General features: G+C 59.0%; 17 protein-coding genes. 10 read left to right on the top strand and 7 right to left on the bottom strand.

Going from position 1 to position 18,408, the window contains the following annotated elements:
- Positions 1–62: 62 nt before the first annotated feature.
- The 4 genes from DSM14862_RS21615 to DSM14862_RS21600 all read right to left on the bottom strand — a co-directional run bounded on the left by DSM14862_RS21615 (position 63) and on the right by DSM14862_RS21600 (position 4,773).
- Positions 63–827, bottom strand: a complete 765-nt coding sequence (locus DSM14862_RS21615) for a MauE/DoxX family redox-associated membrane protein (RefSeq protein ID WP_197089315.1) — start codon at positions 825–827, stop codon at positions 63–65.
- Between the two features lie 22 nt (positions 828–849).
- Positions 850–1,719, bottom strand: coding sequence for a DUF305 domain-containing protein (locus DSM14862_RS21610; protein WP_237280026.1), 870 nt, complete (start codon positions 1,717–1,719; stop codon positions 850–852).
- A gap of 107 nt (positions 1,720–1,826) precedes the next feature.
- Positions 1,827–2,246, bottom strand: coding sequence for a Cu(I)-responsive transcriptional regulator (gene cueR / locus DSM14862_RS21605; RefSeq protein WP_007120891.1), 420 nt, complete (start codon positions 2,244–2,246; stop codon positions 1,827–1,829).
- Between the two features lie 19 nt (positions 2,247–2,265).
- Complete coding sequence (locus DSM14862_RS21600) at positions 2,266–4,773, bottom strand: heavy metal translocating P-type ATPase (RefSeq protein ID WP_007120890.1); 2,508 nt, start codon at positions 4,771–4,773, stop codon at positions 2,266–2,268.
- Positions 4,774–4,911: 138 nt separating this feature from the next.
- On the opposite strand from DSM14862_RS21600, the gene DSM14862_RS21595 reads away from it, so the two are divergent.
- From DSM14862_RS21595 to DSM14862_RS21550, 10 genes are all read left to right on the top strand, one after another.
- The gene (locus tag DSM14862_RS21595) at positions 4,912–5,121 is read left to right on the top strand and encodes a heavy-metal-associated domain-containing protein (protein ID WP_007120889.1); all 210 of its coding nucleotides are present in this window, start codon (positions 4,912–4,914) and stop codon (positions 5,119–5,121) included.
- 174 nt (positions 5,122–5,295) lie between these two features.
- Positions 5,296–5,718, top strand: coding sequence for a hypothetical protein (locus DSM14862_RS21590; RefSeq protein WP_237280027.1), 423 nt, complete (start codon positions 5,296–5,298; stop codon positions 5,716–5,718).
- 73 nt (positions 5,719–5,791) lie between these two features.
- Positions 5,792–6,013: a hypothetical protein gene (locus DSM14862_RS21585; RefSeq protein WP_237280028.1), complete on the top strand. Its 222-nt coding sequence runs from the start codon at positions 5,792–5,794 to the stop codon at positions 6,011–6,013.
- A complete protein-coding gene (locus DSM14862_RS21580; protein ID WP_007120887.1) occupies positions 6,013–7,476 on the top strand; it encodes a TolC family protein in 1,464 nt (487 codons plus the stop codon). The genes DSM14862_RS21585 and DSM14862_RS21580 overlap by 1 nt, the downstream gene beginning before the upstream one ends.
- Before the next feature lie 11 nt (positions 7,477–7,487).
- Positions 7,488–8,846 carry a multicopper oxidase family protein gene (locus DSM14862_RS21575; RefSeq protein ID WP_007120886.1) on the top strand — a complete coding sequence of 453 codons (1,359 nt, stop codon included), beginning with the start codon at positions 7,488–7,490 and terminating at the stop codon, positions 8,844–8,846.
- 46 nt (positions 8,847–8,892) lie between these two features.
- On the top strand, positions 8,893–9,606 hold the full coding sequence (locus DSM14862_RS21570) for a copper-binding protein (RefSeq protein ID WP_007120885.1): 714 nt from the start codon (positions 8,893–8,895) through the stop codon (positions 9,604–9,606).
- 109 nt (positions 9,607–9,715) lie between these two features.
- Positions 9,716–10,249 (top strand): cupredoxin domain-containing protein, encoded by a 534-nt coding sequence (locus tag DSM14862_RS21565; protein WP_007120884.1) that lies wholly within the window; start codon positions 9,716–9,718, stop codon positions 10,247–10,249.
- An 8-nt stretch (positions 10,250–10,257) separates the two neighbouring features.
- Entirely contained in the window at positions 10,258–11,562 is a 1,305-nt protein-coding gene (locus DSM14862_RS21560; protein ID WP_007120883.1) for an ABC transporter transmembrane domain-containing protein, read from the top strand.
- A gap of 14 nt (positions 11,563–11,576) precedes the next feature.
- Positions 11,577–12,017 (top strand): c-type cytochrome, encoded by a 441-nt coding sequence (locus tag DSM14862_RS21555; protein WP_007120882.1) that lies wholly within the window; start codon positions 11,577–11,579, stop codon positions 12,015–12,017.
- Between the two features lie 94 nt (positions 12,018–12,111).
- Positions 12,112–13,353 carry a sialidase family protein gene (locus DSM14862_RS21550; RefSeq protein ID WP_007120881.1) on the top strand — a complete coding sequence of 414 codons (1,242 nt, stop codon included), beginning with the start codon at positions 12,112–12,114 and terminating at the stop codon, positions 13,351–13,353.
- A gap of 50 nt (positions 13,354–13,403) precedes the next feature.
- Here the strand turns inward: DSM14862_RS21550 and DSM14862_RS21545 are convergent, their stop codons facing one another.
- The 3 genes from DSM14862_RS21545 to DSM14862_RS21535 are packed head-to-tail and all read right to left on the bottom strand — an operon-like array spanning position 13,404 to position 18,381.
- A complete protein-coding gene (locus tag DSM14862_RS21545) occupies positions 13,404–16,553 on the bottom strand; it encodes an efflux RND transporter permease subunit (protein ID WP_007120880.1) in 3,150 nt (1,049 codons plus the stop codon).
- Entirely contained in the window at positions 16,550–17,986 is a 1,437-nt protein-coding gene (locus DSM14862_RS21540; RefSeq protein WP_007120879.1) for an efflux RND transporter periplasmic adaptor subunit, read from the bottom strand. Before DSM14862_RS21540 ends, DSM14862_RS21545 begins: the two co-directional genes overlap by 4 nt.
- On the bottom strand, positions 17,983–18,381 hold the full coding sequence (locus DSM14862_RS21535; RefSeq protein ID WP_007120878.1) for a FixH family protein: 399 nt from the start codon (positions 18,379–18,381) through the stop codon (positions 17,983–17,985). The genes DSM14862_RS21540 and DSM14862_RS21535 overlap by 4 nt, the downstream gene beginning before the upstream one ends.
- Positions 18,382–18,408 lie beyond the last annotated feature (27 nt).

Genomic DNA, 18,408 nt, shown 5'->3' with positions numbered 1-18,408 from the left:
TGTCCGACTTGCGCATCTATCGGGAGAACGAGTCCGAGGGATATGAAAACGGCACCCGCCTTTCAGCCGATCAGATAGACTCTGATCGGCATCCAGATCCCCATGACCATCATCATCAGGTTCTCTGTGAGCGAGACAAAGCCGAGCGGTACGTTGCTGTCGCCGCCGACGCAGGCGCACTTCAATTCACGCTTGTCGATATAGACCGCCTTGAAAACCGATACTGCGCCAACAGTGCCGATGAACAAGGCCACCGGTGCCGAAAGCCAGGTCAGCGCCCCGGCGACCATGAGGATACCTGCGAAAGCCTCTCCAAACGGATAGATCTTGCCATAACGCACCCACCGACGCGCCAGCAGGTCGTAGTTCAGGAACATGGTCGAGAAGCTCTCGACATCCTGAAGTTTTTGTACCGCCAGAAAGCACATCGAGATCGAAATGAACCATTCCAGCCCGCGCAGGGTGAAAATGTTCTCGAAGCTGTACCACGACAAACCGAGCGCCATCAGGAACGCGACGGCAAAGATCGTGATCACCGGCTGGTAGGACGTGTCCGAGCGTTCGTCTTCCGGCGCATCGATGCCGAAATGGACCCGAAGGTCGTCATATCCGCCTATCCGCTCGTCCCCGATCCAGGTTTGCGGGGTGGTTTCGACGCCGTGCTCTTCCATGAACGCGTCGGTTTCCTCACGCGTGGTCAAAGGGTGATCCTCGACTTCGAAACCCTTGCGCTCCAGCAGGTCCTTGGATTTGAGCCCATAGGGACAGAGGTGGTCGGGCATCACCATCCGGTAAAGCTTGGCTGTCTGGGTTGTGTCTCTTGGCATGTCATATCCTCCGTTTCAGGGTTCAGGCGTCGCAGCCATAATAGCCGCGATAGCCTGCCCGCAGGCCGGCATCGAGTTCGAGCACGAGGTTGGCGTCCTGCACTTCACCACTGTTTTCCAGCGCCGCAGCCCCGTCCGGCGCACTGAGGCTTACGGACATTCCTTCGGTGCTCAGGGTGCCGGTTGCGTCGGTTGAACCAAGACGCACCAGGTCGCCGCTGATCTTTGCCAGCGCCGCCGGGGCACCGTCGATCTGTCCTGTGGCAAGCACAGGTTTGCTGGTCGTCGTATACTTGAAGGTGCAGATGGCCCCATCCGGGAAAAGCTGCGCGATCTCATCGCCAGTCAGGAATTCCAGATCAAGGATGGCGATTTCGGCGGATGAGAGTGCCTCGTTCAGATCGACGATGCGGGCTGAACCATCCAGACCCTCATCAGCCGCGTCACCATTCGTGTCGATGTCATTCACCAGATACCGCATTTCGGCGATTTCTTTGTCTTGGGCAAAGATGATCTCGTCAGCCAGTTTGCGCACCCGAGGGTCAGAAATGTTGGCGCGGCTCGATGTCATGATCGCGATCGAATGGTGCGGGATCATTGCCTTCATGTAGCTGGTATCGCCCACGGTCACCTGGCTCCGGACCAGCCAGAGGGATCCGGCAAACACCACGGCGCCGCCAATAAAGATGGCAGCGTTGATCGCCTTGCTGGAGTACATTGACAACATGAAGCCCAGCATGATGATCGCCATTATGGCCCCCATCAGCACGGCCATATAGGCGCGTGTTTCGGACCAGAAGATATGGCTCAGCAGATAGGTGTTGAGATACATCAGGATGAACATCACCACCGTGGATGTGGCGATCATCGCGAAAAAGCGTAGGTATGTCATTGGCGACCTCCAGTCTCGAAAAATTGATGTCCTATAGAAGGAACAACATTGCTGCGCTGGAATGTTCCGTAGTTTTCGGGAAAGTTCGGCTTTTGCAGACGTCAGAGCTACCCGGACGCCTTGCTGATACTGCCCGCCTTTTGTTCCATCGCCAGATCGGCCAAGATGGGGCAATCGGGGCGGTGATCACCCGCGCATGCATCCACAAGATGCGACAGCGTCGCGCGCATTTCGGTCAGTTCGGCGATCTTGCTGTCAATCCGATCAAGATGCTCTTCGGCAATCTGCTTTACCTCGGCACTGGCGCGGTCAGTATCGGCATAAAGCTTCAGCAGGCTCCGGCAATCCTCGATGGTGAATCCAAGGGCCCGTGCCCGGCCGAGAAAGGCCAGCTTGTGCACGTCGCTTTGCCGAAAGCTGCGATAGCCATTTGAACTGCGCAGCGGTTCGACAAGACCGATGTCTTCGTAGTAGCGGATCGTTTTGGCGGGAAGGCCGGAAAGGTCGGCCACATCTCCGATGTTCATAATCGTTTCCTCCTTGAGTTCATTCAGCTGGAATCGGGGATGCCGAGGCTTCGGAGACGGGGCGCGCCGTTTCGTCCATCGCCGGGCGCACGCGGCGCAGCCGCAGCGCATTCGTCAGCACGAAGACAGAGCTGAGAGCCATCGCACCTGCTGCCAGAACGGGTGAGAGCAGAAGTCCTGACACCGGATAAAGCACGCCCGCCGCAACCGGGATCAGGGCGACGTTGTATCCAAATGCCCAGAAAAGGTTCTGACGGATGTTGCGCATGGTGCTCCGCGACACCTCGAGGGCGTTCACGACGCCGCGCAGATCGCCGGACATCAGCACCACATCTGCGGATTCGATGGCCACGTCTGTACCGGTGCCGATGGCGATACCCACGTCCGAATGGGCAAGCGCGGGTGCGTCGTTGATCCCGTCGCCAACGAACGCGATGCGCTTGCCCGCGCCGCGCAGATCGTCGAGCGCCGCCACCTTACCGTCGGGCAGAACGCCAGCGATCACATGGTCGATGCCGATTTCGCGGGCGATAGCCTCTGCCGTTTCGCGCTTGTCACCGGTGATCATGGCGACCTTCAGTCCCTGTGCGTGCAAGGCGCGGATTGCAGCGGCGCTGGACGGCTTCACCGGATCGGACACCGCGATGACGGCGGCGACACGACCGTCGATCGCCGCGAAAAGTGCGGTGCGGCCCTGTTCGGCCAGCCGACGCTCCTCGTCGGCCAGATCGCTGATTGTCAGCCCCTCGCGGGTCATCAGGCGGTCGGCCCCGACAAGCACCTCGCGGCCCGCCACTTTTGCCCGCACGCCGTGGCCGGTGATGGATTCAAAATCCTTAGCGTCATGCCGCGCGACGCCCTCGACCTTTGCCGCGCGCACAATCGCCTCGGCGATCGGGTGTTCCGATTGCGCCTCGACAGCGGCGACAAGCGTCAGCACCTCGGTGCGGTCAAAGCTGTGCACAAGCACGAGATCGGTCAGTTCCGGGCGGCCCTGGGTCACCGTTCCGGTCTTGTCCAGCGCCACCACATCCACGCTGGATAGCTGTTGCAACGCGTCGCCCTTGCGGAAGAGCACGCCCATCTCGGCGGCACGTCCCGTGCCGACCATGATCGACGTTGGCGTGGCAAGACCCATCGCGCAGGGGCAGGCGATGATCAGCACGGATACGCCAGCCACCAGCGCAAATGACAGCGCGGGCGAAGGACCGACCAACAGCCAGACAATCACCGTCAACAGCGCCAATGCCATGACCGCGGGCACGAACCACAGGGTGATCCGGTCCACCAGCCCTTGGATCGGCAGCTTGGCGCCCTGCGCCTCTTCGACCATCCGGATGATCTGGGCCAGCGTCGTGTCGGCACCCACACGCGTCGCGCTAAACCGGAAGGCACCGCTGCCGTTGACGGTGCCGCCGGTGACGGGATCGCCCACGGATTTGGCGACCGGCACCGGTTCGCCGGTGATCATACTCTCATCCACACGGGCACTGCCTTCGGTCAGCTCACCATCCACTGCGATCCGCTCGCCAGGGCGCACGATCAGAATGTCGCCAGCGACGATGCGGTCGATGGCCACATCCTGCGGCTCCCCGTCAACCAGCATACGGGCCGTCTTTGCCTGAAGGCCCAGCAGCTTCTGGATCGCAGCCCCGGTCCGGCCCTTTGCGCGGGCCTCCAGCCAGCGGCCCAGAAGGATCAGCACCACGATGACGGCCGCTGCCTCGAAATAGACCGCGCGCGATCCCGCGGGCAGCAGCGTCGGTGCGAAAAGCGCCACAAGTGAATAGATGTAGGCCGCCGATGTGCCAACCGCGACAAGGCTGTTCATGTCCGGCGCGCCTTTCAACAGTGCCGGGAAACCGCGTGTGTAGAAAGCACGTCCTGGCCAGAGCAGGACTGCCGTGGTCAACACGAACTGGATCATCCAGCTGGCCCGATGGCCGATGGTGTCGCCGATGAGACCGTGCATCCCGGGGATCAGATGTGCGCCCATCTCGAGCAAAAATACGGGCAGGGCGAGGGTCGTCGCCACGACAGTCCGGCGAGCCAGAACCCGTGCCTCTTCGTTCTTGCGGGCTCCTGCGTCTTCCGATGAACTGTCTTCGGCCCGCGTGGCGGGGTAACCCGCGTCGCTGGCCGCCTTGATAAGGTCGGCAACCGCGACTGCGCCCTCCAGATAGCTGACAGTAGCGGTTTCCGAGGCCAGGTTGACGTTCACGTCCAGCACGCCCGGCAGCACTGCCAGTGCCTTGTCCACCCGACCGACGCACGAGGCACAGGACATAGATGAAATGTTCAGACGTACGCTCCGGCTCCGGGCCGGATAGCCGATCTCCTGAAGGGTCGTGGCGATTTCGGCGATGCGCTCCGGTGCGTCGATCTGCGCCTGGGCGGTCTCTCTGGCGAGATTGACACGGACATCGCTGACCCCCGGCAGAGCCGTGAGGCCACGTTCCACGCGCCCGACGCAGGAAGCGCAGGACATGTTTTGCAGGGAAAGCCGAAGGGTGCGCGGATCCGACATGAGAATCTCCTTGTTCTGATACTCCTGCAGATAGGGCCTCCAGTTACTGGAAGGTCAACAGGCATGTAGAATAAAATTCTGGCCATTGACCTTCCCGCGCCGGAACGCCTTACATGCATGTCGTCAAAGGAGATTGCGATGTTCAAATTCAGCGTACCGAACATGAGTTGCGGCCATTGTACCGCTTCCATCCAAAAGGCCATTATGGCGGCCGACCCAGATGCAACGGTTTCGTGCGATCTGACTGCACGTATCGTCGACGTCGACAGCACTCTGGATGAAACTGCATTGGCCGCAGCGATCAGCGATGCGGGCTACAGGTCTGAGAAGCTGGCAGAGGTTCAGTAGCCAAGATGCGTCAGCAACGCTCCGCTGGACGGAGATAGTGGCTCTCTCTCTATGTCGCTGATATGCAGCACTCTCTGACAGCAGCGGCCAAAACTCGCCTGTTTCAAAAAAAGCGACAAACCTTCCTGCGCAGGACGGATTGACTGTACTGCACAGGTCTCCGATGTTCGCGGCATGAGCTTTCGAGTTTTCATATCAAGCTGGTCAAGGGTGTTTACGTGCATTGCGTTTGCGCTGGCATTGGTATTGTCACCACCTTCTGCCGCTCACGCGGCATCCGGCATGCATGACGGACATCAAGCCAAGTCTGTTGGTGTCGTTGGTGCTGCCATGACTCATGACACCGGAAGCGATGCGCATCACGCGCATGAGACGCTTAGGGTCGCAAGCGACATTGACATCGCAGCGTCCGACAAGGATGGCAAAGAGCAACAATCTCAAGAGTGTTGCAACGGCATCTGTATTTCTGTCGTCTTCATCGAAGACACTAGGATCAGAGCAGAGCCGGTTGGTACAAGTGAATATGTCATTCTGGACGGTCAAACGTATTCGGTAGAAACAGCAGGGTTTCTTCGGCCCCCTCGATTCTTGATCTGAACCGGCGCCCAAATCGGGTGTGAGCCTTGCGCAGATTCTGCGTGAGACAACGTTCACCAATCAGGTTACTTTCATGAAAATTCATATACTTATGGGGGCTTCGGCCCTCGGGCTTGGCGCATGCGCCTATGAGCCCACCCCGTTGCCGTCCGTCGCGACCCAACAGGCCGTCGTCAACACGGCAGTTTCATCGCCGATCAGCTATCAGGACCCCTTGGCGGGCTACACCTATCGCGGCCCTACAGGTCCCCGCGACTGGCGTTCCGTCAATCAAGAACAGACGGAGGGCAACTGATGCGGGTATCGAAGTTTCCGCTGGTTTTCGGCTTTCCGCTAATCTTGGGTGCCTGTGCTGCAGCTGTACCGGGCATCTACACGGAACCAAAAGCTGGCTTTGCCAACATTTCCAGCCAGGTCACACCAGCCATCGGCAAACGGACAGCCTTCGCCGAAACCCAGGCCGAAAACGAGGCCTTGAAGAAGCAGGTGCACGCAATGGTGTACCGCAAGACCATTTCGGCGGACACCGCCGTTCAGGTCGCGCTTCTGAACAACAAAGGGTTGCAGGCGTCCTATGCGAACGTTGGCCTATCGGCCGCAGAGGCCTGGCAGCAATCGACGCCGGAAAACCCGATCGTGTCGATTGGTATACTGGGCATCGGTGCGCCCGAACTGGGTGCCTACAGGGCGATCGAGGGACTGATCCGGTCGAACGTGCTCGATGCCACCACTCGCAAGCAGCGTACGGCCATTGCAGACGCAAACTTCCGGCAGGCTCAACTGAGCGCCGTGAACGACACACTCGCACTGGCCAATCAGACGCGGAAGGCATGGGTCGATGCCGTAGCCGCCTTCGAGGCTGTGAGTTATCTCCGCCGTGCGAAGGCGACGTCTGACGCCGGATCGGAATTGGCTATGAGGCTGGGTGAGACCGGCGCACTCAACAAAGCTGGACAGGCCCGCGAGCAGGCATTCAATGCCGAACTCGCTGGACAACTTGCCCAGGCACGATTGAGTGCTACCCGGTCCAAGGAGGCTTTGACCAGGCTCATGGGGCTGTGGGGCACCGAAGTCGACTATTATGTGCCCGATGCCCTTCCTGCGCTGCCGCGTTCCGTCGGCCGTGTGACTGACATCGAAGCGAAAGCATTGCGAAATCGGGTTGATCTGCGCGTTGCCAAACTTGGCCTGGAAGCACAGGCCAAGGCGTTTGGTCTGACTGATCAGACTCGCATTATCAGCGATCTCGAATTCATTGCCGGGTTCGAAGCGGAGCGGGAAATTGAGGACGGAGAAACGGAGACCGTGACCACCCCTCAGGTGGAGGTGGAGTTCGCAATCCCGATTTACGACACCGGGAAGGCACGGATGCGCAAGGCGGAATTGTCGTACCTGCAAGCAGCTAACGTGCTGGCAGAAAGAGCCGTCAACGTGCGGTCCGAAGCGCGTGGTGCTGAAGCCTCCTATCACGCCGCGTATAAGATCGCCCGCCACTATCGCGACGTTCTGGTGCCGCTACGCACGACCGTCGAAGAAGAGGGGCTGCTGTCTTATAACGGCATGATCACCAACACTTTCGAGCTGCTGACAGACGTGCGCGAGAAACTGGGCGCATCACTGGAAGCGGCAAACGCAAAACGCGAATTCTACATGGCACAGGCTGATCTGACCGCTGCGATCTATGGCGGCGGCGAAGGCGGTGGCGGTGCTGGTGGAGAAGGCGCGACACTTGCCGCCGGTGGCGGCGCAGGACACTGAAAGGAACTGACATGCTAAATAGACGTCAATTACTCGGAGCCGGCGCGGCAGGTGCAACGCTGGTATCTTCGAAAGCCTGGGGTCAAACCCTGAACATGGGCCTGCCCGAAGCTGCCCAAATGGATAGCGCAGCAACGGCGATCACGGCGCGTCCCAATTCCGGGCCGGACTACACACCTGTGGTCACATTGAACGGGTGGACCCTGCCGCACCGGATGAACAACGGGGTGAAAGAATTTCACCTCGTGGCCGAACCGGTAGAACGCGAGCTTGCCGACGGCATGATCGCGCATTTGTGGGGCTACAACGGCCAATCCACCGGCCCGACGATCGAAGCAGTCGAAGGCGACCGGGTGCGCATCTACGTCACCAATAAGCTGCCGGAAGGCACAACGGTGCACTGGCACGGGCTCATTCTTCCTTCAGGCATGGATGGGGTCTCCGGATTGAGCCATCCAAGCATCCCGCCGGGCAAAACCTTCGTCTACGAATTCGACTTGGTGAAGTCCGGAACGTTCATGTACCACCCCCACGGCGATGAAATGACCCAGATGGCGATGGGGATGATGGGCATGTTCGTGGTCCACCCCAAGGATCCCACATTCATGCCGGTGGATCGTGATTTCCTGATCATGCTGAATGCTTTCGACATCGATCCGGGTACCTATGTACCCCGCATCATGACGATGACGGATTTCAACCTTTGGACCTGGAACAGCCGGATCTTCCCCGACATTGATCCGCTGGTCGTGAACAAGGGCGACCGGGTGCGAGTACGGGTTGGGAACCTTACGATGACGAACCACCCGATCCATATGCACGGCTATGACTTCAAGGTCACCTGCACGGATGGCGGCTGGGTGCCGCCTGAAGCACAGTGGCCGGAGGTCAGCATCGACATTCCCGTAGGTGCGATGCGCGCCTACGAATTCGTCGCCGATCATCTGGGAGATTGGGCGATCCATTGCCACAAATCGCACCATACGATGAACGCCATGGGCCATGACGTGCCGACGTTCATCGGGGTGAACAAGAAGCCGCTGACCCAGAAGATCCGTCAATTCCAGCCGGAATACATGCCGATGGGCATGTCCGGCATGGGGGACATGGCAAAAATGGAAATGCCGCTACCCGACAATACCATCCCGATGATGACGGGTTGGGGCCCGTACGGACCCATCGAGATGGGCGGCATGTTTTCGGTCGTGAAGGTGCGGGACGGCATCGACGCGGACGATTACTCCGATCCCGGCTGGTACGAGAATCCTCCGGGCGAGATGGCCTACGAATGGACCGGCGAATTACCCGAATTTGCCTCCAACAACAGCCCCAAGACCATTCTCACACCGAAACCAACCTCGAAGGGCTGAGCGGCCCTTCGTCATCTCCAACCTAACCAACCTACAGGACAATAAAATGCAAAAGATACTTCTCAGCACGGCCATCACTCTCACACTTGCCACGGGCGCTTATGCATCTCCCGGGCATACCAGCAAAGCTGAAACGGCGGCACCGCAGATGGACATCGGTGTCCCTGGTGACGCCGCCAAGGTGGACCGCACAATCGACGTCACTTTGCTCGAAAACGATGAGGGCCAGATGCTGATCGAGAGTGAGCCGATGGATATCAAGGAGGGCGAAACCATCCGCTTCAACATCACCAACAAGGGTGAGCTGGAGCATGAATTCGTCCTCGACACGGTAGAGCGGAATGCCGAGCACAAGATCGAAATGGCCAAGATGGATATGGAACACGACGATCCGAACCGTATCCGTCTCGATGCGGGCGCGTCGGGTGAGGTTGTCTGGACTTTCGCGAATTCTGGTACGTTCGAAGCGGCGTGCCTGATCCCTGGCCACTACGAATCCGGCATGCACCGTGAGGTCGCAGTCGGTGACCAGATGGCCCAAGCTGACGTGGAATACACGAGCGGGACCATCAAGAAAATCGACGCCAAGGCCGGCAAGGTCACAATCATCCACGGCCCTCTGGTCAACCTCGATATGCCCGCGATGACTATGGTGTTTCGCGCCGACGAAGCAATGATGGCCAAGATGGCGGAAGGTCAGGGCATCGAATTCGTCGCTGACCGGGTCAAGGGTAAACTGACCGTCACGCAGATGAAGTAACTACAAACAATGGGGTCGGGGGTAAACACTCCGGCCCCATCGCCTTGATCGCTTGGCCCGAGCAAGCAAGAAGATCCCATAAAATCAAGCGCTACGGAGGTAGCCGAGCATGAAGAATTTCCTGAGAACCTGCACCATCGCCCTTGCGCTCGTCCTTCCGGCTTTTTCAGTAGGCGCTTCCAGTGGGAAGGGCCAGCAGCCTCACGCCCGAGCCTTCGAAATGCTTGGCCATGATCCGATCGGGAAACCCGGTGATGGCTCCTCGATCGACAGGACGATTGAATTGTCCATCAGGGAGACAGAAAGCGGCTACATGCTTTTCGAGCCGGACGCGATCCAGATTGAAAGGGGGTCGGTCATCCGGTTTTCGATCGGCAATGCCGGCAGACTGGATCACGAGTTCTTTCTTGGCTCCTTTGACGAGGTTGCAGAACACCAGCAGTGGATGCGCGAACATCCCGATATGCAACATGACAACGCCAATTCAGTTTCGATCCCTAGTGGACAAAATGCCGAGTTGATCTGGGAGTTCTCCGATATGGCCAACCTGGAGTTCGTATGCTTGATCCCCGGCCACCGGGAAGCGGGCATGTGGGGCGTCATCATCGTGCACGACCACCTTGCGCCGAAATCCAAGGGCTAGACTTTTCAATGTCACTCTTGGACAGGTATCACCTGCTTGTACACGACGTAGCTGCCGCCTTTGGGTACGACTACAACGATGCCACGCCAGACTGGGTGCATCCGTTCATTCATCTCATACTGGTCTTGGCCCCCGCGCTGCTGATCACCGTTGGCTCATATCTTGCTATTCGCGGCATTCTGAAGCTTTGGAAGTACCGCAGCACGCCGGCGTTACACACAGAGCCCATACGAGGGCTTGAAAAAAGTCTTTTCAAGACTGTCTTGCGCTACTCCAGAAGTCAGCAGGCATTGATGATATTGGTTAGCCTCATCGCAATGCCTATACTCTATCTGACTTTAGAACTGCCAAAACAGATCGTAAACAACGCTCTGGATTCAGGCCGTTTCCCGATTGCCATTTTGGGACAAGACCTCGATCAGGTCGTTTTCCTCATGCTGCTTTGCGGTCTTTACCTTCTGGCGATCATCCTGAACGGGCTAAACAAATATGGCCTTAATGTTTTCAAAGGGTATGTCGCTGAGCGTTTTCTGCGGCGCTTCCGCCTGCTGGTCTATCGGCACTGGCGCAGCGATCCAGACGCTCGAAACCAGAGCGAAATCATCCCTATTCTCGCACAGGAAGTTGAGCCCATAGGTGGCTTTGCTGCAGATGTCCTTGCGCTACCAATCCTGCAAGGCGGTACGCTTCTGACGATCCTGTCTTTCATGTTCGTTCAGGACCCTGTGTTGGGTGCCGCCGCACTGACGGTGCTGCCAATTCAACTCGTGCTGCTGCCCAAGCTACAACGCCGGGTCAACGCCCTTTCACGCACAAGGATCAGGGAAGTCCGACAACTTGGCAGGCAGCTCAGCGATCAGTTGCGCGAACGACAGGTCAATCCGGCCGGGCTGCTGCCAGTGAGTACAAGTTTTAGAGAGCTTGAGCGCGTGCGCAGGAAGATTTTCCGTCTGAAGTTCTTCATCAAGGCCCTCAACAATTTTCTGACCGCGCTGACGCCCTTCCTGTTCTACTCTTTGGGTGGATATTTTGTCATCGAAGGTCGCATTACACTCGGCGCGCTGGTGGCCGTCCTGGCAGCACACAAGGACTTCTCGGCACCGCTGAAAGAGCTCTTCAATTACTATCAGACGCTGGAAGACACGCGGATCCGGTATCAGGAAATCATGGCCTTTTTAAACAAATCGATTCAGCCATTGGGGCATGCTCAGCCAGACAACACTGCGCCACAAGAGGCTGGCCAATTCGAGCGATCCAAGCAGAGATACCCAGCTCTGTCTTTGGTAGGGCAGGGGGCCATAGCAACATCATGAAGGAGTTTGATGGGATGAAATGGGCAGCGATATTCTTTGCTTTGATCGCCGTTGCTTCAGCAGGCTGGTACATCATGCAGCCGGATTACTCTCAAACGGGTACGCAGACGGATGAGGGCGTCGCGCTTCCCGCAGGCGCGCTTGTAACTGTCACGCTACCAGCAAGTTTTACAGAGCAGGAGCAAATCGGCGCAGGCGCTTATGATGCGGTCTGTGCCGTGTGCCACGGCCTGAACGGGCAAGGCCGGGATGGCGTTGCTCCACCGCTTGTTCACAAGATTTACGAACCGAGCCATCACAGCGACATGGCGTTTGTCCTCGCGGCGCAAAATGGAGTGCGGGCGCATCATTGGAAATTTGGAAACATGCCAGCGGTTGAAGGCGTGACGCGATCAGAGATCCTTGCTATCGTGACGTATATTCGAGCATTGCAGCGTGCCAATGGGATCAATTAAGCCGTTTCGACAGATAAGAGGGTGGAGTTTGGTTCGCGGTCAACGACTACTAGGTTCGCCGCGACATGGCCACAACTGGCGGAAGAACGTTTTCATGAGTAAATGTCTTTATGCGTCCATATTGAGTATTGGTGCATTTTTCAGTTCTTTCACCGCAACATATGCCGAGGAAACCGACCTCTTCAGATTGACCGACCGCGCAGCCCCGGTCGGCATCGGTGCCCGTGAGCCATCACTTGCAACCTTGCCGGATGGCCGGGTCGTATTGAGTTGGACAGAAGAAAACGGAGCCGAAGCGGAAGTTCGCATGGCCATCCTTGATGGCAGCGAGTGGTCGGACGCTCGCACAATTCATAAATCGTCAAAGATTTACATCAACTGGGCCGATTTTCCATCGGTAGCGGTGCTGGCTGATGGCGGCCTGGCGGCACAATGGCTTAAACTGAATGGGGAGGGTGATTACCAATATGACGTCAATATCGCTTTTTCTAAAGATGAAGGCAGAAGCTGGACGGAACCGCTTATTCCCCATGATGACAGATCACAACGCGAGCACGGTTTTGTTTCGTTGGTTCCCGATCAGTTTGGCGGGTTGACGGCGCTGTGGCTGGATGGCCGGGAGTATGACAGTCAAACAGAAGGCGAAAACTTCGAGAATGCGATGCAGCTGCGCGCACGACAGATCAACTCTGACGGAACGATGAAGCCAGAAAGCCTGTTGGACGCGCGCGCTTGTACTTGTTGTCAGACGTCCGCAGCGCGGACCGCTTCGGACGATATCGTGGCGGTCTATCGTGATCGAACCGCCGATGAAATCCGCGACATTTCGATTATTCGATCTACCGGAGGGGACTGGACGCAACCCCTCACTGTTCACGACGACGGATGGGAAATTGCCGGCTGCCCCGTAAATGGCCCAGCCGTTGATACGATGGACGACAAGGTGTCCGTTATCTGGTTCACTGCAGCTGAGAATAAACCGGAGGTTTATATCGCGTTTTCGGCCGATGGCGGCGCGCAGTTTGACGAACCGCTCCGCATTGACCTCGGCACAGCCGCGGGACGGGTGGATGTTCTGCAAATGCCGGATGGAAGCGCATTGGCGCTCTGGATTGAATATGTGGGAGGCGGTGAAGCGATCGTCATGTGCCACATATCGCGAAGTACCGGATGCGCAGCGCCTCAGGCGCTCCATATCAATCGGGGCGGCGGATCGATCGGTTTTCCCCGAATGGCGCGCGGAGACGCCGGTACGTTTGTGGCCTGGACGCAGCCGACCGGCGGCGGGGACGGGGACACTACAATCCGCATGGTCGAAGTCGCGGTGACTCCATAGGTTTCGAGCATACATCTCAATATCCTATTGCTTGCTTGACGCCGTTGCCCTTATTCTGCGGCCCGCCCAAGGGCCAAATCAGGCACTGTACCGGCTTGCTTCTGGCTCCACCCTTTGATGATGGCATAAACCGCCGGAATGACGATCAGGGTCAGCAAGGTTGACGACACCATTCCCCCGATCATGGGCACTGCGATGCGCTGCATGATCTCGGACCCGGTGCCATGCGCCCAAAGGATCGGCATCAGGCCGGCCATGATTGCGACAACTGTCATCATCTTGGGGCGCACGCGGTCTACTGCACCCACCATGATCGCGGCGTGGAGCTCGTCGCGGGTCAGGTCCCTGTCGCCCGCGCGGGCACGCGCTTCATTCAAAGCCTGATCGAGATAGATCAACATGATCACTCCGGTTTCAGCCGCCACCCCGGCCAGCGCGATAAACCCGACGGCCACCGCAACCGACATGTTGAAGCCCATGAACCACATGAGCCAAATGCCACCGACCAGAGCGAAAGGCAGCGACAGCATCACGATCAAGGTTTCCGTCAGGCGGCGGAAGTTTAGGTAAAGCAGCAGAAAGATCAGCGCCAGCGTCAGCGGCACAACAGTGGCCAGCCGCTGTTTCGCGCGTTCAAGGTATTCGAACTGACCGCTCCAGCCCAAAGAATAGCCGGGTGGCAGAGTGACGGAGGCCGCGACCGCCGCCTGAGCTTCGGCCACATAGCCGCCAAGATCGCGTCCGACGATATCGACAAAGATATATACGGCAAGCTGTCCGTTCTCGGTGCGGATCGACGTAGCTCCGCGGGTGCGTTCAATGGTGGCCACGTCCCCCAGCGGAATGGTGCCACCGCCCGGCAGTGCAACCTGAACCTCGCGCCCAATCGTCTCCGGATCAGACCGCAGTGTCGCCGGATAGCGCACTGCGACGTCGTAGCGCTCGCGCCCCTCGACGGTCTGCGTGATGGCCTTGGCCCCCAACGCCATGCCGATTACCTCTTGCACATCCTGCACCGACAGACCGTAGCGGCCAAGCACTGTACGGTCTGGGGTGATGTCGAGGTAATAGCCGCCGATCACCCGTTCGGCATAGGCGCTGGTCGTTCCCGGCACCGTGCGTACCACGGCTTCGACCTCACGAGCCACTTTCTCCATCTCGGTCAGACTCGTGCCATAAACCTTGATACCGACCGGCGTGCGGATACCGGTGGACAGCATGTCGATCCGGGCGCGGATCGGCATAGTCCAAGCGTTCGATACGCCGGGAAATTGCAGGGCGGCATCCATTTCCTGCCGCAGGCTTTCGGTCGTCACACCGGGCCGCCATTCGTCTTCCGGGCGGAGCTGGATGATCGTCTCAAACATCTCGGTCGGCGCGGGATCGGTCGCGGTCAGGGCGCGGCCCGCCTTGCCGAAGACGGTCAGGACCTCGGGAAAGGTCTTGATGATGCGGTCTTGCGTCTGCATCAACTCGGCGGCCTTGGTGACTGACAGACCGGGCAAAGTGGTCGGCATATACATCAGCGTGCCCTCGTTCAGGACGGGCATGAACTCTGACCCCAACTGCCGCGCGGGCCAGATCGTGACCACCAGTGCGGCGAGAGCCACTATGATCGTGAGACTTTTGGCCTTCAGCACGGCGCGGATGATTGGGCGGTAAACGGCGATGAGTGCCCGATTCACCGGATTCCTGTGTTCAGGCATGATCCGGCCGCGCACGAAGACCACCATCAGCGCAGGCACCAGCGTCACCGACAGGAACGCCGCCGCCGCCATCGAAAACGTCTTGGTATAGGCCAGCGGGCCGAACATGCGTCCCTCCTGTCCTTCCAGTGCAAAGATCGGCAGGAACGATACGGTGATGATCAGCAGGCTGAAGAACAGTGCCGGGCCGACCTCGCTTGCGGCTTCGATCAGCACCTCGATGCGGGGCTTGTCGGGGGCAGCACGTTCCAGATGCTTGTGCGCGTTCTCGATCATCACGATGGCGGCGTCGATCATTGCGCCGATGGCGATGGCAATGCCGCCGAGGCTCATGATATTGGCCCCGATCCCGAGGAATTTCATCGCGGTGAAAGCCATGAGCAATCCGATAGGCAGCATGATGATCGCTACGAGGGCCGACCGGACGTGCAACAGAAAAATGATCGTGACCCCGGCCACAACGAGACTTTCTTCGAGAAGCGTTGTTTTCAGCGTCTCTATTGCCGACAGGATCAGGTTGGACCTGTCATAGACCGGCACGATGTCGACCCCGTCCGGCAGGCTTTGAGCAACCACATCCAGTTCTGACTTGGCGTTTTCGATCACGTCCAGTGCATTGGCGCCCACCCGTTGCAGCACGATGCCGCTGGCCACCTCGCCCTCACCGTTCAACTCGGCGATGCCGCGGCGTTCATTGGGGACGATTTCGACCCGCGCCACGTCGCGCAGGCTGATCGGGACGCCGCCGATACTGCGCAGGGTGATGTTGCCGATATCCTCGGTCCCCGACAGATAGCCCCGTCCGCGTACCATGAATTCGAACTCGGAAAGCTCTACCGTGCGCCCGCCGGTGTCCATGTTGCTTTCAGAGATGGCCTTGCCGATGTCGGACAGCGTGAACCCCTGCGCCCGCATCCGCACCGGATCCACCGTGACCGAGTATTGCTTGACGAAGCCGCCGACGCTGGCCACTTCGGACACGCCCTCGGCACGGCTTGCACCAAAGCGGACGACCCAATCCTGCAACGACCGCAATTCGGCCAGCGACAGATTTTCTCCGGTGATCGCGTATTGGTAAACCCATCCGACCCCGGTCGCATCGGGACCGAGCGTGGGCGTCACGCCGTCCGGCAGGCGGGCTGCCGCGGCGTTCAGGTATTCCAGAACGCGAGACCGTGCCCAATAGGGGTCTACGCCGTCCTCGAAGATAATGTAGACAAAGGAAATGCCGAAGAACGAAAACCCCCGCACGACGCGGGATCGCGGCACCGTCAGCATCGCCGAAGTCAGCGGATAGGTGACCTGATCCTCGACGACCTGCGGAGCCTGGCCCGGATAATCGGTCAGCACGATCACCTGCACGTCAGACAGGTCGGGAATAGCGTCGATCGGCAAGTTGCGCAGTGACCAGACCCCTGCGGCGATGATCAGGGCCGTGGCAAAGAACACCAGAACAAGGTTGCGGGCGGACCATTCGATGACACGCGCGATCATTCGACTGCCTCCGGGGCGGTCAGCGCAGCCAGGGCTGCGTTCAGGTTGCTCTCCGCGTCGATCAGAAAGGTCGAGGTGGTGACGATCCGGTCGCCCTCGGCAATACCTTCGCGGACTTCCACCATCCCGGCGGCCTGCCGCCCCAGCACCACATCCTGCGGCACAAATTTCCCCTCTCCCATATCGCGGATCACCACCTGGCGATCGCCGGTGTCGATCACCGCCGTTTCCGGGACCTGCACCACGGGCGCACCGTCGCCCGTCGCCAAAACCACATCCGCGAACATGTTGACCAGCAAGCGACCCTCGGGGTTGGACAGATCGATGCGGACGCGTGCAGTCCGGGTCTGCATATCGACTTCAGGGTATATCTTGTCGATCAAGCCGCTGAAGGTCTCGCCCGGCAGGCCTGGGAAGGTGATCGTCGCAGCGTTTCCATCCGAAAGGCCCGCGAGCGCAGATTCCGGCACGTCCGCCATGACCCAGACAACCGATGTATCGGCAATACGAAACAGCGTTTCTCCAGCCTCTGACATCATGCCTTCGACGGCCATCCGTTCGAGTACCACGCCCGACCGCGGTGCCATCAGAGTGATTTGCACCGGCGTACGCCTTTCCGCCGCGATCTTGTCGATGACGGCTGCTGGGACGCCCAGATTTGCCAGCCTTTGGCGGCTGCCTTCGACCCTCCCTTCACCGCCCCGAAGGTCGGAAACATATTGCGCCGCAGCGGCGACGACCTCTGGGGAATAGAGCATCGCCAGCGGTTCGCCCGCTTCAACGATTGATCCGGTCGTTACATCCTCAACTTCTTCGATGAACGCATCCGCACGCAATGAAATGACGCTGACTCTACGGTCGTCCAGCGCGACGATCCCCGGCGCACGCACTGTTGTTGCCATGGGATCAAACACTGCAATTGACGTACGCACGCCCGTGCGTTGCAGCTTGCCGGGCGATACGGTCACTGATCCGGCATCGCTTACCTCGTCGGCATAGACGGGCAGGTAGTCCATCCCCATGGAATCCAGCTTTGGCACCGGCGACGTATCAGGCAGGCCCATCGGGTGGCGGTAGTAGAGTAGGGTTCGTTCGCCACTCTCTGCCTCTAGAGGCGTGATCGCCTCTGGATCAAACGATACGTCTTCGTTCGCCAGGACCGGCAAAAAGGACTTTCCATCGGCAGTCTCGGTCGACGCGGCGGACCATTCGGCGAGACCGTCAGGGTGTCGGTAGTAGATGACCGGGCCTGTCGGCGTTCGGGTTGCGGCTGGCATTGCTTCAGCTTGCCGTCCCATCAGCGCGGTGAATTGCGTCTGCGCCACATTTGCCAGCATAGCAGGCGTCCAACCCTTGACGCCTGCCGCGAGGCCCGCCCATCCAGCCGCGCCGCCAACCACGCCGATAAGCACCAATTTGCCAAAGACGCTCATGGCAGCACCTCGAGCACGATTTGCGCCTGAACAGTTTCAGGTTCGCCCTGCACCTTGGCCGCAACGGAAAACCGCCAGTTTCCGTCCATCGTCAGATCGGCGGAAAAGCGATAGAGACCCGGCTCTTCGCCGGGCAACGCCAAGACCGTCGAAGTCATCGTCTCCATGCCGTCCGGCTCCATATCCAGCCTTGTGGCAAAGATGACGGCGCCTTCGACGGGCGCATTGGTGCGGGTATCAATCAGACGAAGCTCCAGAACCGCGCCGTCTCCGAAGGGATAGGTCGTTTCGACGAGAACAAGGTTGTAATCAGATGCAGCCGCCTGTGCTATCGGCACGGAGAGCTGGGTCGCAACCACGAGGGTCGCAAGAAAGGTGGGGATATAACGGAGCATGATACGCCTATTTTGACGGGCAACGGG

The organism is Sulfitobacter indolifex, from assembly GCF_022788655.1.
Taxonomy (GTDB): domain Bacteria; phylum Pseudomonadota; class Alphaproteobacteria; order Rhodobacterales; family Rhodobacteraceae; genus Sulfitobacter; species Sulfitobacter indolifex.
The sequence above is the reverse complement of the archived record's forward strand: the minus strand, read 5'-3'. Positions and strand labels throughout refer to the sequence as shown.

Bases quoted from the DNA above. Each gene is read 5' to 3' on its own strand.
- DSM14862_RS21615 (WP_197089315.1), bottom strand. From the start codon at position 827: ATGCCAAGAGACACAACCCAGACAGCCAAGCTTTACCGGATGGTGATG.
- DSM14862_RS21610 (WP_237280026.1), bottom strand. From the start codon at position 1,719: ATGACATACCTACGCTTTTTCGCGATGATCGCCACATCCACGGTGGTG.
- cueR (WP_007120891.1), bottom strand. From the start codon at position 2,246: ATGAACATCGGAGATGTGGCCGACCTTTCCGGCCTTCCCGCCAAAACG.
- DSM14862_RS21600 (WP_007120890.1), bottom strand. From the start codon at position 4,773: ATGTCGGATCCGCGCACCCTTCGGCTTTCCCTGCAAAACATGTCCTGC.
- DSM14862_RS21595 (WP_007120889.1), top strand. From the start codon at position 4,912: ATGTTCAAATTCAGCGTACCGAACATGAGTTGCGGCCATTGTACCGCT.
- DSM14862_RS21590 (WP_237280027.1), top strand. From the start codon at position 5,296: ATGAGCTTTCGAGTTTTCATATCAAGCTGGTCAAGGGTGTTTACGTGC.
- DSM14862_RS21585 (WP_237280028.1), top strand. From the start codon at position 5,792: ATGAAAATTCATATACTTATGGGGGCTTCGGCCCTCGGGCTTGGCGCA.
- DSM14862_RS21580 (WP_007120887.1), top strand. From the start codon at position 6,013: ATGCGGGTATCGAAGTTTCCGCTGGTTTTCGGCTTTCCGCTAATCTTG.
- DSM14862_RS21575 (WP_007120886.1), top strand. From the start codon at position 7,488: ATGCTAAATAGACGTCAATTACTCGGAGCCGGCGCGGCAGGTGCAACG.
- DSM14862_RS21570 (WP_007120885.1), top strand. From the start codon at position 8,893: ATGCAAAAGATACTTCTCAGCACGGCCATCACTCTCACACTTGCCACG.
- DSM14862_RS21565 (WP_007120884.1), top strand. From the start codon at position 9,716: ATGAAGAATTTCCTGAGAACCTGCACCATCGCCCTTGCGCTCGTCCTT.
- DSM14862_RS21560 (WP_007120883.1), top strand. From the start codon at position 10,258: ATGTCACTCTTGGACAGGTATCACCTGCTTGTACACGACGTAGCTGCC.
- DSM14862_RS21555 (WP_007120882.1), top strand. From the start codon at position 11,577: ATGAAATGGGCAGCGATATTCTTTGCTTTGATCGCCGTTGCTTCAGCA.
- DSM14862_RS21550 (WP_007120881.1), top strand. From the start codon at position 12,112: ATGAGTAAATGTCTTTATGCGTCCATATTGAGTATTGGTGCATTTTTC.
- DSM14862_RS21545 (WP_007120880.1), bottom strand. From the start codon at position 16,553: ATGATCGCGCGTGTCATCGAATGGTCCGCCCGCAACCTTGTTCTGGTG.
- DSM14862_RS21540 (WP_007120879.1), bottom strand. From the start codon at position 17,986: ATGAGCGTCTTTGGCAAATTGGTGCTTATCGGCGTGGTTGGCGGCGCG.
- DSM14862_RS21535 (WP_007120878.1), bottom strand. From the start codon at position 18,381: ATGCTCCGTTATATCCCCACCTTTCTTGCGACCCTCGTGGTTGCGACC.